This window comes from Amycolatopsis sp. NPDC051045, from assembly GCF_040682955.1.
GTDB lineage: Bacteria > Actinomycetota > Actinomycetes > Mycobacteriales > Pseudonocardiaceae > Amycolatopsis.
Genome location: NZ_JBFBCC010000005.1, coordinates 304343 through 329592, shown reverse-complemented (window position 1 = coordinate 329592; position 25250 = coordinate 304343). Strand labels below are relative to the sequence as shown.

Genomic DNA, 25250 nt, shown 5'->3' with positions numbered 1-25250 from the left:
GGCAGCCGCTCGTCCGGGGATTGCTCCCGCCGCGACCGAATCGAGACCAGGAATTCGGCTGTTTCTCCCCCGTCCGGCGAAGATCCCGGTCAGAAGCCGAGCCGGCGCAGCTGACGGGGGTCGCGCTGCCACTCCTTGGCCACCTTGATGTGCAGGTCCAGGTAGACCTTCGAGCCGAGCAGCGCCTCGATGTTCTTGCGGGCGGCGGCGCCGACCTCGCGCAGCCGTTCGCCCTTGTGCCCCAGGATGATGCCCTTCTGGCTGGGCCGTTCCACGTACAGGAACGCGTGCACGTCGATGAGGTCGTCGCGGCCTTCGCGGGGCAGCATTTCCTCGACGGTGACGGCGATCGAGTGCGGCAGCTCGTCACGGACGCCTTCCAGCGCCGCCTCGCGGATCAGTTCGGCGACCAGGGTCTGCTCGGGTTCGTCGGTGAGCTCGCCGCCGGGGTAGAGCTGCGGTCCCTCGGGCAGCTTCCCGACGAGCAGGTTCGCGAGCGCGTCCACTTGGAACCCGTCCACTGCGGACACCGGGATCAGCTCGGCGAAGTCCATCACCTTCTGCAGGGCGAGCAGCTGCTCGGCGACCTGCTGGGGCTGGACGAGGTCGGTCTTGGTGACGATGCCGAGGACAGGAGTGCGCTTGGCGATCTTCTGGAGCTCGGCGGCGATGAACTTGTCGCCGGGCCCGATCTTCTCGTTCGCCGGCACGCAGAGGCCCACGACGTCCACTTCGGACCAGGTGGTGTGCACGATGTCGTTGAGCCGCTCGCCGAGCAGCGTCCGCGGGCGGTGCAGGCCGGGGGTGTCGATGAGGATGAGCTGGGCGTCCTCGCGGTGGACGATGCCGCGGATCGCGTGCCGGGTGGTCTGCGGCTTGCTGGAGGTGATCGCGACCTTGGTGCCGACGAGGGCGTTGGTCAGCGTCGACTTGCCGGCGTTGGGCCGGCCGACGAAGCAGGCGAAGCCGGAACGGTGCTCGGTCATCGGGTGCGCACCTCGAGGACTTCGCCGTCCGGGTCGGCGAGGATGATCGGCGCGTACTTCGCGATGTCGCGGACGGCGTGCACGGACGCGCCCTTGAGCAGCCCTTCGCCGGTGACGACGGCGGCGGCCTCGATGCCCTCCGCACCGCTGGAGAGCGCGGCGGCGACCGCGGCCTGGAGCGCGGTGAGCTGGAAGGACGGCTGGTCGACCGTGCCGGCGGCGTACGTGCGGCCGTCGGTGTCGCGGACCGCGGCCCCCTCGGGAGCCTGGATGCGGGCGCGCGAGGACCGGGCCAGCGTGACCAGCTTCCGGTCCTCGGCCTCGAGGTCAGGCATGTTCGACGCTCCTGTCGCGTTCATCGGGGTGGGGCAGGCGCGTGCGGCGGCGCGTCCGGTCGACGGGGTCCGTCATCGCTTCGGCGTTGGCCGGGTGCACGACCACGGAGGTGATCCGCATGCGGCCGCGCCGGTCCTTGCCCCCTTCGGCGAACAGCCGAAGGCCGGCGACCTCGGCTTCGGCCCCCGGCAGCGGGACCCTACCCAGTCGTTCCGCGAGCAGCCCGCCCACGGTCTCCACGTCGTGGTCTTCGAGGTCGATGCCGAACAGTCCGCCCAGGTCGTCGACGCTCATCCGGGACGACACGCGGACGGCGCCGTCGTCGAGCTCCTCGACCTCGGGGCGTTCGTCGGCGTCGGACTCGTCGGTGATCTCGCCGACGATCTCCTCGAGGACGTCTTCGATGGTGAGCAGGCCCGCCGTGCCGCCGTACTCGTCGACGGCGATCGCCATGTGGTTGTGCGAACGCTGCATCTCCTTGAGCAGCTCGTCGAGCCGCTTGGAGTCGGGGACGAAGGAGGCCGAGTTCATCACGGAGCCGACCACCGTGCTCGGCCCGTCGGGGTCGAGGTAGCCGATCATGAGGTCCTTGATGTTGGCGACGCCGACGATGTCGTCGACGGACTCGTCGATCACCGGCAGCCGGGTGAACCCGGTGCGCAGCGCGAGCGCCAGTGCTTGCCGGACGGTCTTGGTGCGCTCGATCCAGACGATCTCGGTGCGCGGCACCATGACCTCGCGGGCGACGGTGTCACCGAGCTCGAACACCGAGTGGATCATCTCGCGTTCGGAGTCCTCGACGACGCCGCGTTCCTGGGCGAGGTCGACGAGCTCGCGCAGCTCGACCTCGGAGGTGAACGGGCCTTCCCGGAAGCCCTGGCCGGGGGTGATGGCGTTACCGATGAGGATGAGCAGCCGGGACAGCGGGCCGAGGACGGACCCCAGGACGCGGACGGGCCCGGCGACGTAGCGGCCGATGCGGTAGGGGTGCTGGCGGCCGAGGGTGCGCGGGCCGACCCCGATGAGGACGTAGCTGACGATGACCATCACGACCGCGGCGACCAGCACGGCGAGGCCGAGCGGCTCGAGGCGGGTGCCGACGAACACGGTGACCAGCACGGTGGCGGTGAGTTCGCAGCCGAGCCGGAGCAGGAGCAGCAGGTTGATGTGACGACGGCGCTCGGCGACGACGGCGGCCAGGTGGCGGGCGCCGGGCAGCCCGAGCCGCTCGAGGCCTTCGGCCCGGGCTTGCGACACGGTGCTGATCGCGGCGTCGGCCGCCGCGAACACGCCCGCCAGGAGAACGAGCGCGATCGCGAAGAGGAGCTGTTCCATGGCTGGCGCCTAGGGCGTTTCCCCGGCAGGTGGTTCGGCGGCGGCGTCGAGCCCGGCGATGCCGAGGACGCGGTCGTCGGTGTTGCGCTGGGCGTCCCGCTTCTCCAGTGCGGCGACGGCGTCCTGGTACTCGCCGAGGATGCGCTTCTGGAGGGCGAACATCTCGCGTTCCTCGGCGGGTTCGGCGTGGTCGTAGCCGAGGAGGTGGAGCACGCCGTGCACGGTGAGCAGGTGCAGCTCGTCGATCAGGGCGTGGCCCGCGGTCTTGGCCTGGTCCTTGGCGAACGCCGGGCAGAGCACGATGTCCCCGAGCAGCGCCGGTGACGCGTCGGGCGCGTCGGGGCGGCGGGAGGAATCGAGCTCGTCCATCGGGAAGGCCATGACGTCGGTGGGGCCGGGGAGGTCCATCCAGCGTTCGTGCAGGTCTTCCATGACGTCGAGGGTGACGAGGAGGATGGACAGCTCGGCGAGCGGGCTGACCTCCATCTTGTCGAGGGCGTAGCGGGCGGCCGAGACGATGGACGTCTCGTCGACGTCGACGCCGGACTCGTTGGCGATTTCGATGCTCAACGCCGGTTGCCTTTCCAGCCGTCGTTCTGCTGGGCGTCCTGCACGGCCTGCCACTTCTCGTAGGCGTCGACGATGTTCGCGACGAGCCGGTGCCGGACGACGTCCTGGCTGGTGAGCTCGGCGAAGTGGAGGTCCTCGACGCCGGTCAGGATGTCGCGGACGACGCGGAGCCCGCTGCGCTGCCCGCTGGGCAGGTCGACCTGGGTGATGTCGCCGGTGACGACGATCTTGGAGCCGAAGCCGAGGCGGGTGAGGAACATCTTCATCTGCTCGGGCGTGGTGTTCTGGGCCTCGTCGAGGATGATGAAGGCGTCATTCAGGGTGTTGTGCGTCAGCAGGTGATCCTCGGTGACGTACAGCGAGTCGGCGGCCGCGACCTGGATGCACACCGCCTCGGCGCGTCCGGCCGGTTCGATGCTCTCGACGAACCGCATCGGACGTCCGCCGCCACCGGCTTCGCGGTACTTCAGCCGCTTGCGGGTCAGGCGGAACGGCTCGATCTCCGCGGGCAGCCGGATCTCGAGGACGTGGGCGTCGTGCCGGTAGCCGACGTCGCGTCCCTTGGCCCGGCCGGGCTTGCGGCCCAGCGCGACGCGGCGGCGGGTGTAGGCGACCCCACCGAGCGACTGCACCAAGCGGATGACGTCGTCCTTGAGCCGCGACGACGTCGTCGTGTACTGGATGCGGCAGGTGCGGGCGAGCTGCGTGACCGGCCCGCCGTCCGAGTCCAGGAGCCCCTGCAGGACAGCGAGCCGGACGTCGGCGGAGTTCCGGAGGTAGACCTCCGGCACGAACTTGGTGTGGGAGCGGGTTCCGATCAGGTCCAGCGCGCGCAGAGCGCCGGTGACCGGGTTCTCCAGGGTGATGACGTCACCCGGTTGCCGGACGCGGTTCAGGATGTAGTCGACCCCGCCCTTGTGCCGTACGGACACGCCGGGCAACGCCAGCTCGAGGGCGAGCGCCAGCTCCGGGTCTTCGGTGGCGAAGCTCGGGGTCGTGGCGCCGGTCAGGCAGCCGTCGCCGAGCAGAAGCCCCAGCGCGTAGGGGTCCATCGGGACTTCGCGCTCGGGGTGGCACACCGGCGCTGTCAGCATCGGCAGTTCGTAGCGGCGGGCGTGAGCGGCCCGGAGCTTGCCGATCATTTCCTTGGTCTCGAGGACGCGCCACGGCTTGTTGCGACGTTTGTCGGACGCGGTCCTGACCGTCCAAAGGTGCTCACCGCAGCAGAGCGTCGAGGAGCCGTCGCTCGCCGTGACACGGTAGATGTCCTTCTCGCCCTGCGGGTACACGCCCAGGACGGGGGTGGGCTCGCCGCTCGACCCGATGACCAGGTCGCCGACCTGCAGCTCGCCGATGGGACGCCAGCCGTCCGGCGTGAGCACCGGCGTGGACGTCGGTTGCGCCCGGCCCCGCATGTAGGCGAGCGGCGCGATCTCGATGGTGCCGGCCTGCATGAGCCGCGGGATGGACTCGGGTTCGACCATGTCGTGCAGCGCGTCGTAGAGCGGCCGCAGGTAGGGGTCGATCTTCTCGTTGAGCGTGCCGGGCAGGTAGCCGAGGCGCTCGCCGGCTTCGACGGCCGGGCGGGTCAGCACGATGCGGGTGACCTGCTTGGCCTGCAGCGCCTGGACGGCCTTGGCCATGGCGAGGTAGGTCTTGCCGGTGCCGGCGGGGCCGATGCCGAAGACGACGGTGTGCTTGTCGATGGCGTCGACGTAGCGCTTCTGGTTGAGCGTCTTGGGCCGGATGGTCTTGCCGCGGCGCGAGACGATGTTGAGGCTCAGCACCTCGGCCGGGGAGGCGTCTCCGGTGGAGAGCATGCCGACGGTGCGGCGGACGGTGTCGGGTCCGACCTGCTGGCCGCCGGTGGCGAGCTGCACGAGCTCGGCGAAGACGCGTTCGGCGAACGCGACGTCGGCGGGGGTGCCGGTCAGGGTGACCTCGTTGCCGCGCACGTGCACGTCGGCGGCGAGGAGTTCCTCGGCGACGCGCAGGTTCTCGTCGCGGGAGCCGAGCAGGCTGAGGGCGGCGGCGTCGGGGATGGGGAACCGGGACTGGGCCGCCTGGGCGGCGGCATCCTCGGTCTTGGGGACGTCCCCGGGGACGTCGGGTCGGGCGGCTCCACCCGGTGCGGTTCCGGCCACGTGGCCTCGGCCCTGCTTTCTCGGTGAGGGACTACGGACCCCACCGATGCTACTGGCACACCCCGACAAGACGCAGGCAGGTTTCCCTAGTCCTGCTCCGGAGCCCCGAACAACCCCAGCGGCTCCCCGCCCAGAACATGGGCGTGAACGTGGAAGACGGTCTGCCCGGCGTCCTCATCGGTGTTGAAGACGACCCGATACCCGCTCTCGAGGATCCCCTCGAGCTCAGCCACCTTCCGAGCGGCGGCGACAACGTCGGCCAGCAGCTGCGGATCACCGGCGGCGAGCTCCGCAAGGTTCCGGTACCGCTTCCGCGGCACAACGAGCACGTGCACCCGCGCCTGAGGCCGAATATCCCGGAAGGCAAAGGTGGTCTCATCCTGATGGACGACATCGGCGGGAATCTCCCCCCCAATGATCCGTTCGAAGAGGGCATCGCCACCAGTCTCGCTCATAGAAGCACCCTATCGACCCGCAACCCGCACCCCGCAACACGTCACCCCGCAACACGTCACCCCGCAACACGCCAACCGCAACACGTGAACCCTCACACGCTGTCGAGAACGAGGAAGACGCCCAAACGGCGGGGGTCCGGGGCGAGCCCCGGCGGGGGTCCGGGGCGAGCCCCGGCGGGGGTCCGGGGCGAGCCCCGGCGGGGTTCTGGGGGTTCGACCCCCAGAAAGACACAACGAAACCAAACCCGGCACGACAGCGAGCGAAGCGAGCGGGAGATGCCGCGGTGGCGGTGAAGCCTGGGGGTCGCCTCACCGCGACCGCGGCGGCCGCCGGACCGAGGGGGGAGGTGCCCGGCGGAGTCTGTCTTCCCAGTGGCGCACTGAAACGAAGAGTGGTGCGTTAGTAAACGAGAGTAACCGGTCGGAGCGTGATCGCGCCATAACTGGGCGCAAAATTCGCCCGGTTTTTTGGGTGATCTCACTGCCAGCGAGGGGTGAGGGCTCCAAGCGCACCCAGGGCGACCACCGCGGCGGTGGACGTCCGCAGGACGGTCGTCCCGAGGCGGACGGCTCGTGCACCCGCATCTCGAAGCGTGCGGAGTTCCTCGTCCGTGACACCGCCCTCGGGCCCCACGACCAGGAGGATGTCGCCGGTGTCGGGCAGCGGAAGGTCGGTGAGCCGGTCGGGGACGTCGGACTCCAGCACGATGGCCAGCGACATCGTGGCCACCAGCCCGGCCAGCTCGCCCGTGGTGACCGGCTCGGTGACGTCCGGGACGTGCGCGCGGCGGGCCTGCTTGGCGGCCGCGCGGGCGGTGGCCCGCCAGCGGGCGAGGGCCTTCTCGCCGCGGCTGCCGTCCTCCCACTTGGCCACGCTGCGGGCTGCCCGCCAGGGCACGATCGCGTCGACGCCGGCCTCGGTGGCGAGTTCGACGGCGAGTTCGCCGCGGTCGCCCTTGGCCAGCGCCTGCGCCACCAGGACCCGCAGGGCGGGCGGTTCTTCGGTCCAGCGCTCCTCGACCGACAACGTCAGCAGCGGGTCCCGGCCGGCCTGGACGGCGTCGACGACGCAGCGGGCCATCGCGCCGGCGCCGTCGGACAGGACGAGCCGCTCGCCGGCGCGGAGGCGGCGGACGGTGGCCGCGTGCCGGGCTTCCTCGCCGTCGAGGACCGCGCGCCCCGACGCCGGGACCGACGGGGCGAGGAAGACCGGCAGCGTGGTGTCGGGCACGGGTCAGCGGTGGTTCTTGGCGCGGAGCTTGGCGAACAGCCCGCCGTGCTTGGTGCCGTTGGACGCCAGCGTGGGGACCTCTTCGCCGCGCTGCTGGGCGAGCTCGACGAGGAGTTCGCGCTGGGCGTCGTCGAGCTTGGTCGGGACGACGACGTCGATGTGGACGTGCAGGTCGCCGCGGCCGTCGACGCGGCCGGAGGACCGCAGCCGCGGCATGCCCTTGCCGGTGAGGACGAGCTCGGCGTTGGGCTGGGTGCCCGGTTCGACGTCGAGTTCGTAGTCGCCGTCGACGAGGGTCGAGATCGGCACCGTGGCGCCGAGGGCGGCCGTGGTCATCGGGATGCGGAAGTTGCAGTGCAGGTCGTGGCCCTGGCGGACGAAGACCTCGTGCGGGGTCTCGTCGATCTCGACGTACAGGTCGCCCGCCGGGCCGCCGCCGGGGCCGACCTCGCCCTGGCCGGACAGGCGGATGCGCATGCCGTCGCCGACGCCCGGCGGGATCTTGGCGGTGACGTTGCGGCGGGCGCGGATGCGGCCGTCGCCGCCGCACTGGCGGCAGGGGTCGGGGATGACCTCGCCGAAGCCGCGGCAGACCGGGCAGGGGCGGGCGGTGACGACCTGGCCGAGGAAGGACCGCTGGACCGATTGGACTTCGCCGGCGCCGCCGCAGGTGTCGCAGGTCTTGACCGAGGTGCCCTCGCTGGTGCCCGCGCCGCGGCAGAGGTCGCAGACGATGGCGGTGTCGACGACGATTTCCTTGTCGACCCCGGTGGCGCACTCCTCGAGGGTGAGGCCGAGGCGGATGAGGGCGTCGGAGCCGGGCTGGACACGGCTGCGGGGTCCGCGGCCGCGGCCGCCACCCCCACCGGCCGCGCCGAAGAAGGCGTCCATGATGTCGCCGAGGCCGCCGAAGCCGCCGAACGGGTCGCCGCCGCCCCCGCCGCGCGCGCCGCCGTCCATCGGGTCGCCGCCGAGGTCGACGATCTTGCGCTTCTGCGGGTCGGACAGCACCTCGTAGGCCGTCGTGACCTCGGCGAACTTGTGCTGGGCGTCGTCCGACGGGTTGACGTCGGGGTGCAGCTCCCGGGCCAGCTTCCGGTACGCGCGCTTGATCTCCTGATCGCTCGCGTTCTTGGCCACCCCGAGGATGCCGTAGTAGTCCCTCGCCACCGTCTCTGCTTCTCCTTCTGCTCTGCCCGGCTCAGCGGCCGGCCAGGATCTGCCCCACGTAGTTGGCGACCGCGCGCACCGCGGCGATCGTGCCGGGGTAGTCCATCCGGGTCGGGCCGACCACCCCCATGCCGCCGAGCACCACGTCGTCGCGGCCGTAGCCGATCGAGACGACCGAGGTGCTGCGCATCTGCTCGTCCTCATTTTCCTCACCGATGCGAACCGTGATCGCACCGGGGTTGCGTGCGGCGGCCAGCAGCTTGAGCACGACGACCTGTTCCTCGAGCGCCTCGAGGACCTGGCGCAGCGAGCCGGGGAAGTCGGCGACGTTGCGCGTGAGGTTGGCGGTGCCGCCGAGCACCAGGCGTTCTTCGGGGTGTTCGGCCAGCGACTCGACCAGCACCGTGGTGATCCGGATGAGCGCGTCCCGCAGCTCACCCGGCGACTTGTCGGGCAGCTCGGCGACGCGCGCCGCGGCGTCGTTGAGCCGCCGGCCGGACATGGCCGCGTTGAGCACGGTGCGGAGCCGGGCCACGTCCTCCTCGGTGACGACGTCGCCGATGTCGACGGTGCGCTGGTCGACGCGCCCGTTGTCGGTGATCAGCACCAGCATCAGCCGCGCCGGGGTGAGCGGCACCACTTCGAGGTGGCGCACCTTGGCGTTGGTCAGCATCGGGTACTGGACGACGGCGACCTGGCGGGTCAGCTGCGCGAGCAGCCGGACCGAGCGGCGGAGGACGTCGTCGAGGTCGGTGCCGCTGTCGAGGAACGTGGTGATGGCGCGGCGCTCGGCGGCCGAGAGCGGCTTGATCTCCGACAGCCGGTCGACGAAGAGGCGGTAGCCCTTGTCGGTCGGGACGCGGCCGGCGCTGGTGTGCGGCTGGGTGATGTAGCCCTCTTCTTCGAGCGTCGCCATGTCGTTGCGCACCGTGGCGCTCGACACACCCAGGTTGTGCCGCTCGACGATCGCCTTGGACCCGACAGGTTCCTGGTTGGACACGTAGTCGGCCACGATCGCGCGCAGCACGTCGAAGCGGCGTTCCTCCGCGTTGGCCACCGGTTCCTCACCTACCTCGCTCGCTGCTCGCACCGAGTTTACGTAAGCCTGAGCCGGTCGCGCTCAACGCGGGCCGAAGCAGTGGGTGCGGGTCGGCTCGGCGAGCGCCGGACCCGGGTCCGTGAAGGCCACCTCGAGGGACTCCAGGTCCCTCGAGGTGGCCTTCACGGCTTTGGTCAGGAGCTGCGGGGGAAGCCCAGGTTGACCCCGGCGTGCGAGCGGTCCGGCCACCGCGACGTGACCACCTTCGTCCGGGTGAAGAAGTGGAACCCTTCCGGCCCGTACGCGTGGCTGTCGCCGAACAGCGAGTCCTTCCAGCCGCCGAAGGAGTAGTAGCCGACCGGGACCGGGATCGGCACGTTGATCCCGACCATGCCCACCTCGACGTCGCTGGAGAACTGCCGGGCGGCCGCGCCGTCGCCGGTGAAGATCGCCGTGCCGTTGCCGTACGGGTTCGCGTTGATCAGCGCCAGCGCGTCGTCGTAGGAGCTCGCGCGCGCCACCGACAGCACCGGGCCGAAGATCTCGTCGGTGTAGATCGACATGTCCGGGCGGACGTGGTCGAACAGCGTCGGGCCGAGCCAGAAGCCGCCGCCGTCGACCTCGATCCCGCGGCCGTCCACCACCAACGACGCGCCGGACGCCACTCCGGCGTCCACATAGGACTGGACCCGGGCGTGGTGGGCCGCGGTGACCAGCGGCCCCATCTCCGACTCGGGGTCGCGGCCGTCGCCGACCCGCAGCCGGGCCATCCGCTCGGCGATCCTGGCGACCAGCTCGTCGCCGACCGGGTCGACGGCGACGACCACCGACACCGCCATGCACCGCTCCCCCGCCGAGCCGAACCCGGCCGACACCGCGGCGTCGGCGGCCAGATCGAGGTCGGCGTCCGGCAGCACCACCATGTGGTTCTTCGCCCCGCCGAGGGCCTGGACGCGCTTGCCGTGCCGGGTGCCGGTCTCGTAGACGTAGCGCGCGATCGGCGTCGACCCGACGAACGAGATCGCCTTGACGTCGGCGTGCGTCAGCAGCCCGTCGACCGCCACCTTGTCGCCGTGCAGGACGTTGAGCGCGCCCGCGGGCAGCCCGGCCTCGGCGAAGAGCTCCGCGATGAACACCGCGGCCGAGGGATCCTTCTCGCTCGGCTTGAGCACCACGGTGTTGCCGCAGGCCAGCGCGTTGGGGACGAACCACAGCGGCACCATGGCCGGGAAGTTGAACGGCGAGATCACGCCGACCACACCGAGCGGCTGGGCGATCGAATGGACGTCGACGCCGGTGGACGCGTTCTCGCTGAACCCGCCCTTGAGCAGCTGGGCGGCCCCGCAGGCGAACTCGACGTTCTCGATCGCGCGGGCGATCTCCCCGGCCGCGTCGGACTCGACCTTGCCGTGCTCGCCGGTGATGATCTTCGCCAGCTCGTGCTTGCGGGCCGACAGCAGCTCACGGAAGGCGAACAGCACCCGCGTCCGCCCGGCCAGTGACGTCCCGCGCCAGCCCGGCAGCGCCGCCCCGGCCGCGGCGACGGCGGCTTCGACCTCGGCCTCGCCGGCGAAGTCGACCTGCGCCCGGACCTCGCCGGTGGCGGGGTCGAAGACCTCACCGGAGCGCGCGGTGGTGCCGGTGAACGGCTTGCCGTCGATCCAGTGGCTGATGCGGTCGGTCACGGCGGGCACTCCTTCACTCCGGCAATGTCCCCCCAGAGTGTCCGGGCGGGCGCCACGCCAGGCCATCGGCAACGTGTACGTCAGTTGGCTCCCGGCCGTACAGTCTGTCCCTGCCGATCACACGCCGAGGAGCCATGTACCCGACCGTCGCCGAGGTCCTCGCGTTGCCGGTGCTGCGCCAGGGCCGTCCGCACGTCGTCGCCGGCGCCGCCGGGCTGGACGCGCCGGTGCGCTGGGCGCACGTCGCCGAGGTCGCCGACATCGCGCACCTGCTGCGCGGCGGCGAGCTGGTGCTGACGACCGGCGTCGCGCTGCCCGACGACGGCCCGTCGCTGGCCCGGTACGTCGCCGACCTGGCCGGGGTCGGCGCCGCCGGCGTCGTGGTCGAGCTGGTCCGGCACTGGAGCGACAAGCTGCCCGCCGCGTTGGTCGAAGCGGCCGAGGAACACGGCCTGCCGCTGGTCACGCTCTCACGGGAGACGCGGTTCGTGAGCGTCACCGAAGCGGTGAACGGCCAGATCGTCGACGCCCAGGTCGCCGAACTGCGCGCCGCCGAGCGCGTGCACGAGACGTTCACCGCCCTGACGGTCGCGGGCGCGGAACCCGGCGTCGTCCTGGGCGAGGTCGCCCGGCTCACCGAGCAGCCCGTGGTGCTGGAGACGCTGTCGCACGAGGTGCTCGCCTACGACGCGGCCGGCACCGACCCGGCCGAGCTGCTCACCGGCTGGCCGGCCCGGTCTCGGGTGGTCCAGGTCGGCGAGCGGACCGGCTACCACCCCGGTTCCGGCTGGCTGGTGACGGTGGTCGGCGCGCGCGGGCACGACTGGGGCCGGCTGATCGTCGTCTGCGCCGACCAGCCGCCGCACCGCCACCGCGTGGTCGCCGAGCGAGCCGCGTCCGCGCTGGCCGTGCACCGGCTGGTCGCCAAGGACTCCGACAGTCTCGAACGCCAAGCCCACCGCGTGGTGCTCGCCGAGCTGCTCGCGTCACCGGCGCCGACGGCCGAGCTGCTCGCGCGGGCCTCGGCGCTGGCTGTGCCGCTGCCCGGGCGGCAGCTGGTCGGGCTGGCGGTCCGGCCGCGGCTGACCGGCACCGCGCGGCCCGCGCTGTCCACCCCGCCGGTGCTGCGCGAGCTGGCCGAAGCGACGGTGCTGGCGGCGCGCCGCGCGAAGGTGTCGGCCCTGGTGGCGACGGACGACCTCGGCGTGCGGGCGCTGATCGCGCTGTCGCCGGAGGCGAACGCCGACGCCGTGCTGCACCGGCTCGCCACCGACGTCCACGAGGCCCGCGGCAGCGCGCCGGGGGTGCTCGCGGTCGGCACCACGGTGTCGTCCCCGGCCGAAGCGCGCCGGACGCTGCTGGAGGCCGGGCAGGTCGCGGCGGCCGCGCTCGGCACGGGTGCGGAACGGGTGGTGCACCGGCTGTCCGACGTCCGCCTGCGCGGCCTGCTGCACCTGCTTTCCGGCGACGAGCGCGTCGCGGCGTTCGCGACCCGTGAGCTCGGGCCGCTGCTGCAGCGCGACGCCGCTTCGGGCAGCCGGCTCGTCCAGGCCCTGCGGCACTACTGCGAGCAGGGCGGCAACAAGTCGGCGGCGGCCGCGGCGGCGCACACCTCCCGGACCGCCTACTACCAGCAGCTCGCCCGGATCGAGCAGGTCCTCGGTGTCCGGCTGGAGGAGCCGGAGTCGATGCTTTCGCTGTACGTCGCCCTGCTCGCGGGGGACCTCACCCGGCCGAGTGAAGACGAGTCACCCGGACGTGCAGCACAGTGATCGGCTCCGGGCTGCCGATGACACCGATATGGCCCTCCTCCCCTTCGCAGCCTGCTTGATGAGCCTCGGCTGTCTGGCGCCGGCGCAACCCCCGGCGTCGACGCTGCAGCTGACCACCCACGACACCGCCAACCGGATCGGTTCGGTGGTCCTGACGTGCGAGCCCGCCGGTGGCACGCACCCGAAGCGTGACAAGGCGTGCGCGGTGCTGTCCGGCGCCGACGGCGACTTCTCCCGGATCACCGCGCGCCACCAGGCGTGCACGTTGATCTACGCTCCGGTGGACGTCACGGCGACCGGCACCTGGCGCGGCGAGCCGGTGTCGTTCCGCACGACGTACGCGAACCGCTGCGAGGCCGTCCGCGACTCGGACGAGGTCTTCGCTTTCTGACGCAGTTCCGCGACACCGGACACCCATCGCCCGATCGGAGCGCGCGCGGAAGCCGCCAGGCCGCCCCCACGACGGTCCGGTGGCTTCCGCGCAACTCTTGACCACGCGCCGACCAGCGGTTCGGTTCAGCCGCAGCCGGCTACTGGGCCGAGCGTCACGTCGCGGGCCGCCGAACGGCTGAGGTTCCACGCCGGCCAGCCGTCCGGGGTGTCGTTGCGCAGCACCTGCCGCAGCACGCACGTGCGCAGCGGTTCCGGCAGCCGGGCCGAGACCACCGGGACCACGTCGGCCGAGAAGCCCGCCAGGTAGTGGTCGTCCAGGGTCTTGCCGGCGGCCGCGCGGTCGAGGTTGGCGTCGGCGATGAGGCGTTCCGGGTCGAGAACGGCCAGCACGAACAGCGCCGCCGCGGCCGTGCCGATCGCCGCGCGGGGCAGCCACGCCGAGCGCAGCTTGACCAGCGACGCCAGCACGCAGACGAACACCGCGCCGAACCACAGTTCGCAGACCTCGACCAGCAGCCGGAGCACGGTGAAGCCGTACGCCTGCTGGTACGTCCCCATGCGGCTCAACGCCGAACCGACGAGCACCAGGGTCAGCGCGCTCAACGTCCCGAGCAGGACGCGCTGGCGCAGCCGGTCGGCGCGGGTGGCGTCCGGCGCCCAGCGCAGGGCGGCCGCGACGATGGCGAGCGTCAGCACGGTGACCGCGCACAGCTGCCAGAAGCCGCCGCGGGCGTACTGCGCCGCCGTCAACCCGCTGGTGCGCAGGACGTATTCGGTGCCGCCGAACAGCACCACCAGCCGCACCCCGACGAAGACGCTGAACACCAGGACGAGCACGGTGAGCGGGACCGTCCACTCCAGACCGTACCGGCTCCGGTGTGGACGGTCGGCCGACGCCCGTTGCGGTGGGGCGGCGAGGAAGTAGCACGCCCCGGCCACGACCAAGGTGACGGCGGCGAACACCGTGCACCACCGCACGAGCGTCGCGACCCCGAGCTCGGGGATCAGGGCGTCGACGACCGCGGCGAAGGCGGCATCGGCACTGGCGAGCAGCGGCACGAACACCCCGACGATGGCGGCGGCGGCCAGCACGGCGAGCGCGATCCGGCGGGCGACACCGTCACGGCGGGCGGTGAAGCGCCCGGCGCCGCGCCCGACCCACGGGATCGCGCGGAAGGCCTCGACGGGCAGGGCGAGCATGTCGTAGAGCACGGAATTGACGGTCCGTTCCCCGACGACGGCCAGCGACCCGGTGACGACGGCGGCGAGCACGCACAACACGAACAGCCACCCCGACGCCCGCACGGCCCCCACGGCGAGCAGCGCGAGGGCGAGGACCGCCCACCCGGCGCTGCGCCAGGTGAAGGGCCCCGGCTCGCCGGCCGCCCGAGACCGCCGATCCGCCAGGAAGACGGCGGCGGCGACGGCCAGCCCGGAGAGCAGCCAGCCCACCCCCGGCCGGTCGACGGGCAGCACGAGCGCACCGGCCACCCCGGCCAGCCCGGCGGCAGGCAACACCGCGGGCGGCATCGGAACGACAGCGGACTTCGGCGGCGGCAACGGCCGCAGGAGAACGGGCGGAGCAGCGACAGCCACCCCACCGCCAGCCGCCGGAGCACCGGCTCCCGGATGGTCGACCGCAGGACCCCCACCTGCAGCCGAGCCACCGGGAACGCCACCGGGAACGCCACCGGCCACCGCCGAAGCACCCCAAGCCGTCTCGCCCCCCGGCCCACCCCGGGCCGCCTCACCCTCCGGCCCACCCCAGGCTGCCTTGACCCCCGGCCCACCTCCGGCCATGCCCGCCCCGCCCGAAACCCCACCGCCTTCCGGCCGCTTCCCCCGCGGCACCTTCTTCCCCGCCCCCGGATCGCCGGGCTCACCCATCCTGTTCTTCGGCATCTCGCCTGCTTTCGTGTTCGCTTTTGCGAATCTCTCCGCCCGTCACCGAGCCGCCGGCCGTGCCGGTACCGCAACTAAGCCGGGAGGGTCACCCGGATCCGGCTGCCCGGCCCCGGCGAGGGGTCCACCACGCCGATCGTCCCCCCGTGCAGGTCCACCGCCCACCGGGCGATCGCCAGCCCCAGCCCCGTGCCACCGCCGGTCGGACGGTCACCGCGGGTGAACCGCTCGAACACCCGCTCCCGGTCCGCCGGCGAGATGCCCGGTCCCTCATCACAGACGTCGATGCGCACCTCGCCCTGGCGCACCTGGGCGATCACCCGGACCTCGCCGCCCGCCGGACCGTGGCGGGCCGCGTTCTCCAGGAGGTTGGCCACCACCTGGAACAGCCGCCCGCGGTCCGCCGTCACCACCGCACCCTCCGGGGACACCGACACGGCGAACGTCACCCCGCGGCCCGCGAACGCCGCCTCACCGACCACCTCGGACAGCAGCGACCAGAGCGAAAACTTCGTCTTGTGCAGCGGGATCGCCCCCGCGTCGAGCCGCGACAGGTCCAGGAGCTCGTCCACCAGGATCGCCAGGCGCTCGGTCTGCTGCCACGCCGTCTTCAGCGTCGCCGGATCCGGGTCCTCGACGCCGTCGACGAGGTTCTCCAGCACGCCGCTCAGTGCCGTGATCGGCGTCCGCAGCTCGTGGGACACGTTCGCGATCAGCTCCCGGCGCTGCCGGTCGGCGTCGCCGAGGTCCCCCGCCATCTGGTTGAACGCCTGCGCCAGCTCGCCGACCTCGTCTCGCGTCGTCGCGCGGATGCGGCGGGTGTAGTCACCCTTCGCCATCGCCCGCGCCGCGGCCGTCATCTCGCGCAGCGGGCGGGTCATCCCGTGCGCCAGTAGCTGCGACAGCACCAGGGCGAGCACCATCGCGGTGATCGTCGTCTTCGGCGGCAGCCAGCCGATCTGCCAGTTGAAGAACGCGAACGCCACCCCGCCGGAGGCGACCATCAGGATCGCCAGCTTCAGCTTGATCGACCGGATCCGGTCCAGCGGCCGCGGAACGAGGTTCACGAGCCTGCCTCCAACGCGTAGCCGACGCCGTGCACCGTGCGGATCAGGTCCGCGCCGAGCTTCCGCCGCAGCGCCTTGATGTGGCTGTCCACCGCCCGGGTGCCCGCGGACGTGCCGTGGACGTCCCAGTCCCACACCTCCGACAGCAGCCGTTCCCGGGGCTGCACCACCCGCGGCCGCCGCGCGAAGTGCACCAGCAAGTCGAACTCGATCGGCGTCAGCTGCGCCGCGACCCCGGCCCGGGCGACGCGCCGCTGGTCGAGGTCGATCTCGAGGTCGCCCAGCACGATCCGGGTCGAATCGGCCCGGGAAGAACGGTCCACCCGCCGCAGCAGCGCGTGCACCCGGGCCGTCAGCACCCGCATCGAGAACGGCTTCGTGAGGTAGTCGTCGGCGCCGACCCCGAGGCCGACCAGCATGTCCGTCTCGTCGGCCCGGGCGGTCAGCATCAGCACCGGCACCGGACGGCGGCCCTGGATCCGGCGGCAGACCTCGAGGCCGTCGAACCCCGGCAGCATCACGTCGAGCACCACCAGCTCCGGCTCGCCCGCCGAGTCGGCTTCCACCGCGGCCGGTCCGTCGTGGGCGACGTCCACGGTGAACCCCTCGGCCCGCAGCCGGGCCGCGATCGACGCGGCGATCGTGACGTCGTCCTCGACGACGAGCACCCGCCGTCCACCCAGTTCCATGGTCACGACCTTAAGCACCCCCGGTGGAGACGGTTCGCGTGAAGTGTGGAGATCCTGTGGAGACGTTTCACCCGCATTGCCGGTTCGTGACGACCAGGCGTGTGACGCAGGTCATGCACTCAGGAGCCCCTTCGCGCAATCGACAGACTGCACTCCTGATCGGGGAAGAGTGAACAGTCTGCCGTTGCCCCGGCGATGACCAGGCGCGCAGGATTCCGCAATGGCGCCGACACCCGCAGACCAGCGCGTGCACGACGACGGCCGGGTCGAGCTCGACCCCGCCGACGTCCGGTCTCTCGAAGGCAGCCGGTTCTTCAACGAAGAGCTGGCCCCCGTCGCGATCGAAAAACGAACCTGGACCACCTACAACTACTTCGCGCTCTGGATGGGGATGGCGCACAACATCCCCAGTTACGCACTGGCCGCGTCGCTCATCGCGCTCGGCATGAACTGGGTGCAGGCGCTGATCACGATCACGATCGGCAACCTGGTCGTGCTCGTGCCGATGCTGCTCAACAGCCACGCCGGCACCAAGTACGGCATCCCGTTCCCGGTGTTCGCCCGCGCGTTCTACGGCCTGCGCGGCGCCAACCTGGCCGCGTTGCTGCGCGCGTTCATCGCGTGCGGCTGGTTCGGTATCCAGACCTGGGTCGGCGGCGAGGCCATCTACGTCATCCTCGGGCGCCTGCTCGGCTCGTGGTGGCGGGACGCGCCGGTGATCGCCGGGCAGCACTGGACGCTGTGGCTGTCGTTCGTCGTGTTCTGGATCGGCCAGATGCTCATCATCTGGCGCGGCATGGACGCGGTCCGCCGGTTCGAGAACTGGACGGCGCCGCTGGTGTCGGTCGGCTTCCTGATCATGCTCGGGTACGTGCTGGTGAAGGCGGGCGGGCTCGGCCCGATCCTGTCCGACGGCGGCAAGCTGGGCTGGGGCCCGGACTTCTGGAAGGTGTTCGCGCCGTCGCTGATGGCGATGATCGCGTTCTGGTCGACGCTGTCGCTGAACATGCCGGACTTCACCCGCTTCGGCGGCAGCCAGCGCAAGCAGGTCCGCGGCCAGCTCCTCGGCCTGCCGACGACGATGACGTTCATCGCGATCGTGGCCATCCTGACGACCTCGGGCGGGCACGTGCTCTACGGCGAGGACATCTGGGACCCGGCGCAGCTGGCCGACAAGTTCACCAGCCCGGTCGTGGTCGTCGTCGCCCTGGTCGCGCTGGTGCTGGCGACGATCTCGGCGAACCTGGCGGCCAACGTCGTCAGCCCGTCCTACGACTTCTCCAACGCGTTCCCGAAGAAGATCACGTTCGCGGTCGGCGGCGGGATCACCGGCGTCATCGGCATCCTGATCCAGCCGTGGCGGCTCTACTCCGACCCGAACATCTACATCTTCGCCTGGCTCGGGTTCTACGGCGGCCTGCTCGGCGCGGTCGCCGGGGTGCTCGTCGCCGGCTACTGGCTGGTCAACCGCACGAAGCTCCGCTTGAGGGACCTGTACACACCCGATGGGGTGTATTGGTTCACCGGCGGCTGGAACTGGCGCGCGCTGGTCGCGACGCTGGTGGGCGCCGTACTAGCAGTAGGAGGCGCCTACAGTGCCGCCAATACTGGCCCGTTCCCCGCCGACGGCATCCTCCCGTTCCTCAAGCCGCTCTACGACTACAACTGGGTGGTCGGCCTGGTCGGCGCGTTCGTCGTCTTCGCCGCCCTGTCCATGTCCGCTACGAACAAGGAGGAAATCAGTGAGCGTGGTTCGAGCCGGCCTGATCCAGCAGCGGTGGACGGGTGACAAGGAGTCCATGATCAAGGCGGCGGTCGACCACATCGGCACCGCCGCTTCGCAGGGCGCCCAGGTCGTCTGCCTCCAAGAACTGTTCTACGGGCCGTACTTCTGCCAGGTGCAGGACGCCGACTACTACTCCTACACCGAGGCCATCCCCGACGGTCCGACCACGAAGCTCATGCAGGAGGTGGCCGAGCGCCACGGCGTCGTGCTGATCGTGCCGATGTACGAGGCCGAGCAGCCCGGCGTCTACTACAACACCGCCGCGGTGATCGATGCCGACGGCACCTACCTCGGCAAGTACCGCAAGAACCACATCCCGCAGGTCAAGGGCTTCTGGGAGAAGTTCTACTTCCGGCCCGGCAACCTCGGCTACCCGGTGTTCGACACCGCCGTGGGCCGCATCGGCGTCTACATCTGCTACGAACGGCACTTCCCCGAGGGCTGGCGCGCCCTCGGGCTGGCCGGGGCGAAGATCGTGTTCAACCCGTCGGCGACCAGCCGCAGCCTGTCGCAGTACCTGTGGCGGCTGGAGCAGCCGGCGGCCGCGGTGGCGAACGAGTACTTCGTCGGCGCGATCAACCGGGTCGGCGTGGAACCGCTGGGCGACAACGACTTCTACGGCCAGACGTACTTCGTCGACCCGCGCGGGCAGCTCGTCGGCGACGCCGCGTCCGACACCGACGACGAGGTCGTCGTGCGCGACCTCGACCTGGGGCTGCTCGACGACGTCCGCAACCAGTGGGCGTTCTACCGCGACCGGCGTCCGGACACCTACGGCCCCCTCGCGGAGGCCTGATGACCACGCTCATCAAGGGCGGCCAGGTCGTCTCGCCGTCGGGCGCTCTCTTGGCGGACGTCCTCGTCGACGGCGAGACCATCGCCGCCGTCGGGGCGCCCGGGGCGCTGACCGGCGACGAGACGATCGACGCCACCGGGAAGTACGTGCTGCCCGGCGGCATCGACGCCCACACCCACATGGAGATGCCGTTCGGCGGCACGCAGTCGGCCGACACGTTCTCGACCGGCACGACGGCGGCCGCGTGGGGTGGCACGACCACGATCATCGACTTCGCCGTGCAGGCCAAGGGCACGTCGCTGCTGTCCACGTTGGACAAGTGGCACGCCAAAGCCGACGGCAACTGCGCGATCGACTACGGCTTCCACATGATCGTCTCCGACGTCAACGACCAGTCGTTGAAGGAGATGGAAGCCTGCGTCGACGGCGGTGTCGGCAGCTTCAAGATGTTCATGGCGTACCCGGGGGTGTTCTACTCCACGGACGGGGAAATCCTGCTGGCGATGCAGAAAGCGCGCGAAATCGGCGCTACGATCATGATGCACGCCGAGAACGGCATCGCGATCGACCAGCTGGCGGCGCAGGCGTTCGCCGCCGGGAACATCGATCCCGTGCAGCACGGCCTCACGCGGCCGCCGGAGCTGGAAGGAGAGGCAACGTCGCGGGCGATCCAGCTCGCGAAGGTCACCGGTTCGCCGCTGTACATCGTGCACCTGTCGGCGTCGCAAGCGCTGGCGGCGGTGGCGGAAGCGCGCAACGAAGGGCAGAACGTCTTCGCCGAGACGTGCCCGCAGTACCTGTACCTGTCCATCGAGGACCTGGCGAAGCCGGACTTCGAGGGCGCCAAGTACGTCGCTTCGCCACCGCTGCGGGAGAAGTCGCACCAAGCCGACCTGTGGCGCGGACTGCGGACGAACGACCTGTCCGTGGTGTCCACCGACCACTGCCCGTTCTGCTTCAAGGACCAGAAGGAACTGGGCCGCGGCGACTTCCGGGCCATCCCGAACGGGATGCCGGGCGTCGAGCACCGGATGGACCTGCTGCACCAGGGCGTCGTCGCCGGCGAGCTGACCCTCGGCCGGTGGGTCGAGACGTGCTCGGCGACGCCGGCGCGGATGTTCGGGCTGTACCCGCGCAAGGGCGTCATCGCGGCGGGTTCGGACGCGGACATCGTGATCTACGACCCTTCGGCAACGCAGACGCTGTCGGCTTCGACGCACCACATGAACGTGGACTACTCGGCGTATGAGGGGCTCGAAATCACCGGTCGCGTGCACACGGTGCTGTCCCGCGGGCGCGTTGTCGTGTCGCCCTCCGGGTTCTCCGGGTCGACGTCACACGGGAAGTTCCTGTCCCGCTCGCTGAACCAGTACCTGAACTAGGAGGCGGGCCGTGGATTTCGGGATCGTGCTGCAGACGGATCCGCCCGCCCGGGACGTCGTGCGGCTGATGAAGGACGCCGAGGACGCCGGGTTCCGCTACGGCTGGACGTTCGACTCCTGCGTGCTGTGGCAGGAGCCGTTCGTCATCTACTCGGCGATCCTGGCGGCGACGTCGTCCCTCGTGGTGGGACCGATGGTGACCAGTCCCGGAACGCGGGACTGGTCGGTGATGGCGTCGACCTTCGCCACGCTCAACGACATGTACGGCAACCGCACGGTCTGCGGCATCGGCCGCGGCGACTCGGCGCACCGGGTGGTCGGCAAGCCACCGTCCACTTTGGCCACGGTGCGCGACTGCATGCGCGTGGTCAAGGACCTCGCCGAAGGCCGCGCGGTGACGATGAACGACACGACCGTGCGGATCCCGTGGATCACGAACGGCCGGCTCGAAATGTGGATGGCCGGCTACGGACCGAAGGCGCTGAAGACGGTCGGCGAGCACGCCGACGGCTTCATCCTGCAGTGCGCCGACCCGGCGATCGCCCGCTGGACGATCGGCGCGGTCCGCGACGCGGCCCGCGCGGCCGGCCGCGACCCGGCCGGCATCACGATCTGCGTCGCGGCGCCGGCCTACGTCGGCGACGACCTGCCCCACCAGCGCGAACAGCTGCGCTGGTTCGGCGGGATGGTCGGCAACCACGTCGCGGACCTGGTGACCCGCTACGGCGCCTCCGGCGCGGTGCCCCGGGAGTTGACCGACTACATCCGGGAACGCGAGGGCTACGACTACAGCCACCACGGCAAGGCGGGCAACCCGTCGACGGAATTCGTCCCGGACGAGATCGTCGACCGGTTCTGCCTGCTGGGGCCGCCGTCGGCGCACGTGGAGAAGTTGCAGGAACTGGCGGAGCTCGGTGTGGACCAGTTCTCGCTGTACCTGATGCACGACGACCGGGAAGCGACCCTCGCCTCCTACGGAACGCAGATCATCCCGAAGCTCACCACCTGATCGGGGCTGCGGTTTACCCCACCCCGGATTCGGTGGTTCGCCCCAGTGCGCACACCGGGTCCGGGGCGGGACGATCAAGGGATGACTCCTCGGAAACTCCGCGCTGCGACAGCACTGGGGGCCGCCGCGCTCGCGGTGTGCGCCCTCGCGCCCGCGGCCGCGGCGAGCCCAGCCGGGATCGCCTGGGAAACCTCGTGCCAGGCCGGCTACGAATGCGGCCACCTCGACGTCCCACTGTCCTATCAGGACCCATCTGCCGGGACCGTGTCCGTCGCCCTCGCCCGCCTGCCCGCCACCGACCAAGCCCGCAAGCTGGGCACGATCTTCTCCAACCCGGGCGGCCCCGGCTCGTCCGGGCGGTTCGCACCCGCGTTGACGCCGGAGCTGCACCGGCGCTTCGACATCGTCGGGTTCGACCCGCGCGGCGTCGGCGCGAGTTCGAAGATCCACTGCTTCACCGACCCTGCGCAGCTGGAGGTGCTCCAGCGGGCACTGGGCACGTTCCCGCTGACGCGCGCGGCCGAGCAGCAGCAGATCGCGGACACGCGCACGGTCACCGACCTCTGCGAACAGAACGCGGGTCCGTTGGCGAACCACCTGTCGACCGGCACGATCGCTCGTGACCTCGACCGGCTGCGGGCCGCCTTCGGCGAGCCGACACTGCGGTACTACGGGAAGTCGTACGGCACGTACCTCGGCGAGACCTACGCGAACCTGTTCCCGAGCCGGGTGGGTTCGCTCGCACTCGACGCCGTAGACGACCCGGTGCGCTGGTCGACCGGGCCGGCACCGATGAGCTACCGGCTGCGCGGCTTCGAAGACGGTCCACGGGCTCTTGAGTCCTTTATGGACGCGTGCGGGGCACGCTGTGCGTTCCGTTACGACGAGATCCTGGATCGGCTCGAAGCCGGACCGATCACCGTCACGGACACGACCGGACGCCAGGTCGTCGTCACCTACCAGAACGCGATCGCCCGGATCCACGGCTACCTGACCGACGCTCGCTCGGCGCCGCAGCTGGCGGCGTTCCTGCAGGCACTGGCGGACCCGGCTGCTCTTGCTCCGGCTTCGGCGGGCGGCCCTCCGGACGTCGATTCCCTGCTGGGCGGCGGCGCAACGCTCTGTTCGGACGCGGCGAACCCGCGCGATCCGGCCGTCTGGTGGGACTACGCCCGGCGCGCCGACCGGGTCGGACGCGGCTTCGGGCCGTTCGACGTCTACAAGACGCTGCCGTGCGCCACGTGGGACGTCTCGGACACCGGACGCTACGCGGGCCCGTGGAACCACCCGACGGCGCCGATCCTGCTGTTGGCCAACCGCCAGGGCGACCTCGAGACGCCGTACGCCGGGGCGCAGCGAACCGAGCGGCTGCTGGGCAACGCGCGCCTGCTGAGCCTGGACACGTACGGCCACGGTTCTCGCGGCAAGAGCGCGTGCGTAGACGCGTGGCTGGACCGCTATTTCGCGACCGGTGCCGTTCCGGCCCCCGGCACTCTTTGTGCTCCGGACCGGGATCCGTTCGAACCAGGGCGTCAGCGGTAGGCGTCGCCGACGACCTCGTCCCGGACTGCCTCCAGCCCGGCGCGCAGCTCGGTGAGGCCCACCGACCCGAGCGCCAGCCGGAGCGCCTGGGGCACGGCGGGCGTTGTCGCGAAGGGTTCGGCGGTGGAGACCGCGACCCGCCGGCCCGCCAGGGCCGCCGCGATCCGGTCCGGGCGCGAGTCCGGCGCCAGTGGCAGCCACAGGAAGTACGACGACGGATGCGCAACGCGGGGCAGCCCGGCGAGCACCTCCGCGGCGAGGGACTGCCGACGGCGGGCGTCTTCGCGTTTGCGCGTCTCGAGGTCGTCGACGGTGCCGTCGTCGAGCCACCGGCGGGCGATCGCCGCGATCAGGGCGGGGGTGTTCCAGGTCGTGGCGCGGATGACGCGCTCGAGTGACGGCACCAGCCCGGCGGGTGCGGCGACGAACCCGAACCGCAGCCCGGTCGCGACGCTCTTCGACAGCCCGGAGACGTAGACGGTGGTGTCCGGCGCGAGCATCGCCAGCGGCGGCGGCGCGTCCCCGGCGAGGTAGGCGTAGGAAGCGTCCTCGACGATCGTCAGCCCGTACCGGCCGGCGATCGCGACGAGCTGCGCGCGCCGGGCGTCGTCGAGCACCCAGCCCAGCGGGTTGTGCAAGGTGGGCATCGCGTACACCGCGCGGACCCGGCGCCGGCGGCACAGCCGGTCGAGGGCGTCGAGGTCCGGCCCGGCCGGGGTGACCGGCAGCGGCGCGAGCTCCAGCCCGAGCGTGCGGGCGAGCAGGCGAAACCCGGGATAGGTGACGGCGTCCACCGCGACGACGTCGCCGGGCCGGAACAGGGCCATCGCCGTCACCGCGAGGCCGTGCTGGGCGCCGTCGACGATCAGCACCCGGTCGCGGCCGACGTCGAGCCCGCGCCGGCGCAGGTGCCGGGCGACGGCGGCGCGGCCGCGGTGCGGCTGGTAGCGCAGGAGCGCGTCGAGGTCGCCGGCCGTGGCGAGGTCCCGCAGCGCCTGGCGGAGCAGGTCGGTCTGGCCGGGCAGCGCGGGGCGGTTGAAGCTCAGGTCCAGGGCGTCGGCGGCCACCATCCGTTCGTCGGCCGCCTCGCCGGGCGTGGTGGCGAGGTCGCGGACGAACGTGCCCCGGCCCTGCTCGCCGCTGACCAGCCCCATCGCTTCGAGCTCGGCGTACACGCGGGAGGCGGTGACGACGGCGATGCCCTCATCGGCGGCCAGGCGGCGGTGGGTGGGCAGCCGCGTACCGGCCGGCCACCGCCCGCCGCGGATCTGCGCGGCCAGTATGCACACCGCGATCCTCACCTTCGACGGCTACAACGAACTCGACTCCCTGATCGCCCTCGGCATCCTCAACCGCGTCGACATGCGAGTGTCGATCGCCAGTCCGACATCCCGGGTCCGCTCGATGAACGGCGTCACCCTCGACGCGATGATCGACCTGGAGGAGGCCTGCGAAGCCGACGCGGTGATCATCGGCAGCGGCGCACGGACCCGCGAGGTGGTCGAAAACCCGGCGATCATGAAGGTCCTTCGTCGACTCGACCCGACCCGGCAGCTGCTGGCCGCCCAGTGCTCGGGCACGTTGGTGCTGGCGAAGCTGGGCCTGCTGACGGACGTACCGGCGTGCACGGACCTGGCGAGCAAGCCCTGGGTCATCGCGGCGGGCGTGGAGGTGCTGAACCAGCCGTTCTTCGCCCGCACCAACCTCGCCACCGCGGGCGGCTGCCTCGCATCGACGTACCTGGCCACGTGGATCATCGCCCGCCTCCACGGCATGGAGGCGACCAAGGACGCGATGCACTACGTCGCGCCGGTCGGGGAGAAGGAGGAGTACATCGCACGGGCGCTGCGCAACGTGACCCCGTACCTGGAGCCTGTCCTTTCCTGAAGACCCGGCAGCGACGGCGCTCAGAATTTGCCGTCTCGTCGCGGCGATGGCTGACTGATCGCTGATTTTCTTTT

Annotated in this window: 21 protein-coding genes and 3 pseudogenes; 8 read left to right on the top strand and 16 right to left on the bottom strand. The window is 71.4% G+C overall.

The window, feature by feature from the left end; translation table 11 throughout:
• Nucleotides 1-89: 89 nt before the first annotated feature.
• From era to AB0M80_RS15255, 12 genes and pseudogenes are all read right to left on the bottom strand, one after another.
• On the bottom strand, nt 90-986 hold the full coding sequence (gene era / locus AB0M80_RS15310) for a GTPase Era (RefSeq protein ID WP_364564266.1): 897 nt from the start codon (nt 984-986) through the stop codon (nt 90-92).
• Nucleotides 983-1321, bottom strand: coding sequence for a cytidine deaminase (locus tag AB0M80_RS15305; protein ID WP_364564263.1), 339 nt, complete (start codon nt 1319-1321; stop codon nt 983-985). Before AB0M80_RS15305 ends, era begins: the two co-directional genes overlap by 4 nt.
• Entirely contained in the window at nt 1314-2657 is a 1344-nt protein-coding gene (locus AB0M80_RS15300) for a hemolysin family protein (protein WP_364564261.1), read from the bottom strand. Before AB0M80_RS15300 ends, AB0M80_RS15305 begins: the two co-directional genes overlap by 8 nt.
• A 9-nt stretch (nt 2658-2666) precedes the next feature.
• Nucleotides 2667-3227, bottom strand: coding sequence for an rRNA maturation RNase YbeY (ybeY, locus tag AB0M80_RS15295; protein WP_364564258.1), 561 nt, complete (start codon nt 3225-3227; stop codon nt 2667-2669).
• Nucleotides 3224-3550 (bottom strand): annotated as a pseudogene (locus AB0M80_RS15290) (PhoH family protein); the annotation flags it as partial. The pseudogene AB0M80_RS15290 and the gene ybeY, both read right to left, overlap by 4 nt.
• Nucleotides 3551-3817: 267 nt before the next feature.
• Nucleotides 3818-4279 (bottom strand): annotated as a pseudogene (locus tag AB0M80_RS15285) (LAGLIDADG family homing endonuclease); the annotation flags it as partial.
• Between the two features lie 351 nt (nt 4280-4630).
• A pseudogene (locus tag AB0M80_RS15280) lies at nt 4631-5371 on the bottom strand (PhoH family protein); the annotation flags it as partial.
• Nucleotides 5372-5457: 86 nt separating this feature from the next.
• On the bottom strand, nt 5458-5826 hold the full coding sequence (locus AB0M80_RS15275; protein ID WP_364564255.1) for a histidine triad nucleotide-binding protein: 369 nt from the start codon (nt 5824-5826) through the stop codon (nt 5458-5460).
• A 478-nt stretch (nt 5827-6304) separates the two neighbouring features.
• Entirely contained in the window at nt 6305-7057 is a 753-nt protein-coding gene (locus AB0M80_RS15270) for a 16S rRNA (uracil(1498)-N(3))-methyltransferase (protein ID WP_364564252.1), read from the bottom strand.
• A gap of 3 nt (nt 7058-7060) precedes the next feature.
• On the bottom strand, nt 7061-8227 hold the full coding sequence (gene dnaJ, locus AB0M80_RS15265) for a molecular chaperone DnaJ (RefSeq protein ID WP_364564250.1): 1167 nt from the start codon (nt 8225-8227) through the stop codon (nt 7061-7063).
• A 31-nt stretch (nt 8228-8258) separates the two neighbouring features.
• A complete protein-coding gene (gene hrcA, locus AB0M80_RS15260) occupies nt 8259-9284 on the bottom strand; it encodes a heat-inducible transcriptional repressor HrcA (RefSeq protein WP_364564247.1) in 1026 nt (341 codons plus the stop codon).
• 176 nt (nt 9285-9460) lie between these two features.
• Nucleotides 9461-10951, bottom strand: coding sequence for a CoA-acylating methylmalonate-semialdehyde dehydrogenase (locus AB0M80_RS15255; RefSeq protein WP_364564246.1), 1491 nt, complete (start codon nt 10949-10951; stop codon nt 9461-9463).
• 134 nt (nt 10952-11085) lie between these two features.
• Here AB0M80_RS15255 and AB0M80_RS15250 point away from each other — a divergent pair, with 134 nt between their 5' ends.
• The gene (locus AB0M80_RS15250) at nt 11086-12723 is read left to right on the top strand and encodes a PucR family transcriptional regulator ligand-binding domain-containing protein (RefSeq protein ID WP_364564243.1); all 1638 of its coding nucleotides are present in this window, start codon (nt 11086-11088) and stop codon (nt 12721-12723) included.
• Between the two features lie 58 nt (nt 12724-12781).
• On the top strand, nt 12782-13114 hold the full coding sequence (locus AB0M80_RS15245) for an SSI family serine proteinase inhibitor (RefSeq protein ID WP_364564240.1): 333 nt from the start codon (nt 12782-12784) through the stop codon (nt 13112-13114).
• A 125-nt stretch (nt 13115-13239) separates the two neighbouring features.
• Here the strand turns inward: AB0M80_RS15245 and AB0M80_RS15240 are convergent, their stop codons facing one another.
• The 3 genes from AB0M80_RS15240 to AB0M80_RS15230 form a co-directional block, all read right to left on the bottom strand.
• Nucleotides 13240-14712 (bottom strand): DUF4173 domain-containing protein, encoded by a 1473-nt coding sequence (locus AB0M80_RS15240; protein ID WP_364564237.1) that lies wholly within the window; start codon nt 14710-14712, stop codon nt 13240-13242.
• Between the two features lie 380 nt (nt 14713-15092).
• Nucleotides 15093-16085: an ATP-binding protein gene (locus AB0M80_RS15235; RefSeq protein WP_364564234.1), complete on the bottom strand. Its 993-nt coding sequence runs from the start codon at nt 16083-16085 to the stop codon at nt 15093-15095.
• Nucleotides 16082-16774, bottom strand: coding sequence for a response regulator transcription factor (locus tag AB0M80_RS15230; RefSeq protein WP_364564231.1), 693 nt, complete (start codon nt 16772-16774; stop codon nt 16082-16084). The genes AB0M80_RS15235 and AB0M80_RS15230 overlap by 4 nt, the downstream gene beginning before the upstream one ends.
• A gap of 220 nt (nt 16775-16994) precedes the next feature.
• On the opposite strand from AB0M80_RS15230, the gene AB0M80_RS15225 reads away from it, so the two are divergent.
• From AB0M80_RS15225 to AB0M80_RS15205, 5 genes are all read left to right on the top strand, one after another.
• Nucleotides 16995-18563 carry an NCS1 family nucleobase:cation symporter-1 gene (locus AB0M80_RS15225; RefSeq protein ID WP_364564229.1) on the top strand — a complete coding sequence of 523 codons (1569 nt, stop codon included), beginning with the start codon at nt 16995-16997 and terminating at the stop codon, nt 18561-18563.
• A 10-nt stretch (nt 18564-18573) separates the two neighbouring features.
• Nucleotides 18574-19356 carry a nitrilase-related carbon-nitrogen hydrolase gene (locus tag AB0M80_RS15220; RefSeq protein ID WP_364564777.1) on the top strand — a complete coding sequence of 261 codons (783 nt, stop codon included), beginning with the start codon at nt 18574-18576 and terminating at the stop codon, nt 19354-19356.
• Nucleotides 19356-20738: a dihydropyrimidinase gene (gene hydA / locus AB0M80_RS15215; protein ID WP_364564226.1), complete on the top strand. Its 1383-nt coding sequence runs from the start codon at nt 19356-19358 to the stop codon at nt 20736-20738. Before AB0M80_RS15220 ends, hydA begins: the two co-directional genes overlap by 1 nt.
• A gap of 10 nt (nt 20739-20748) precedes the next feature.
• The gene (locus AB0M80_RS15210; RefSeq protein WP_364564224.1) at nt 20749-21747 is read left to right on the top strand and encodes a TIGR03842 family LLM class F420-dependent oxidoreductase; all 999 of its coding nucleotides are present in this window, start codon (nt 20749-20751) and stop codon (nt 21745-21747) included.
• Between the two features lie 81 nt (nt 21748-21828).
• Nucleotides 21829-23289: an alpha/beta hydrolase gene (locus AB0M80_RS15205; protein WP_364564222.1), complete on the top strand. Its 1461-nt coding sequence runs from the start codon at nt 21829-21831 to the stop codon at nt 23287-23289.
• Here the strand turns inward: AB0M80_RS15205 and AB0M80_RS15200 are convergent.
• Nucleotides 23280-24590 carry a PLP-dependent aminotransferase family protein gene (locus AB0M80_RS15200; protein ID WP_364564220.1) on the bottom strand — a complete coding sequence of 437 codons (1311 nt, stop codon included), beginning with the start codon at nt 24588-24590 and terminating at the stop codon, nt 23280-23282. The two genes, AB0M80_RS15205 and AB0M80_RS15200, sit on opposite strands and share 10 nt — an antisense overlap.
• Here AB0M80_RS15200 and AB0M80_RS15195 point away from each other — a divergent pair.
• Nucleotides 24571-25176: a DJ-1/PfpI family protein gene (locus AB0M80_RS15195; protein ID WP_364564218.1), complete on the top strand. Its 606-nt coding sequence runs from the start codon at nt 24571-24573 to the stop codon at nt 25174-25176. The two genes, AB0M80_RS15200 and AB0M80_RS15195, sit on opposite strands and share 20 nt — an antisense overlap.
• Nucleotides 25177-25250 lie beyond the last annotated feature (74 nt).

Bases quoted from the DNA above. Each gene is read 5' to 3' on its own strand.
- era (WP_364564266.1), bottom strand. From the start codon at position 986: ATGACCGAGCACCGTTCCGGCTTCGCCTGCTTCGTCGGCCGGCCCAAC.
- AB0M80_RS15305 (WP_364564263.1), bottom strand. From the start codon at position 1,321: ATGCCTGACCTCGAGGCCGAGGACCGGAAGCTGGTCACGCTGGCCCGG.
- AB0M80_RS15300 (WP_364564261.1), bottom strand. From the start codon at position 2,657: ATGGAACAGCTCCTCTTCGCGATCGCGCTCGTTCTCCTGGCGGGCGTG.
- AB0M80_RS15275 (WP_364564255.1), bottom strand. From the start codon at position 5,826: ATGAGCGAGACTGGTGGCGATGCCCTCTTCGAACGGATCATTGGGGGG.
- AB0M80_RS15250 (WP_364564243.1), top strand. From the start codon at position 11,086: ATGTACCCGACCGTCGCCGAGGTCCTCGCGTTGCCGGTGCTGCGCCAG.
- AB0M80_RS15245 (WP_364564240.1), top strand. From the start codon at position 12,782: ATGAGCCTCGGCTGTCTGGCGCCGGCGCAACCCCCGGCGTCGACGCTG.
- AB0M80_RS15230 (WP_364564231.1), bottom strand. From the start codon at position 16,774: ATGGAACTGGGTGGACGGCGGGTGCTCGTCGTCGAGGACGACGTCACG.
- AB0M80_RS15225 (WP_364564229.1), top strand. From the start codon at position 16,995: ATGGCGCCGACACCCGCAGACCAGCGCGTGCACGACGACGGCCGGGTC.
- AB0M80_RS15220 (WP_364564777.1), top strand. From the start codon at position 18,574: ATGATCAAGGCGGCGGTCGACCACATCGGCACCGCCGCTTCGCAGGGC.
- hydA (WP_364564226.1), top strand. From the start codon at position 19,356: ATGACCACGCTCATCAAGGGCGGCCAGGTCGTCTCGCCGTCGGGCGCT.
- AB0M80_RS15205 (WP_364564222.1), top strand. From the start codon at position 21,829: ATGACTCCTCGGAAACTCCGCGCTGCGACAGCACTGGGGGCCGCCGCG.
- AB0M80_RS15195 (WP_364564218.1), top strand. From the start codon at position 24,571: ATGCACACCGCGATCCTCACCTTCGACGGCTACAACGAACTCGACTCC.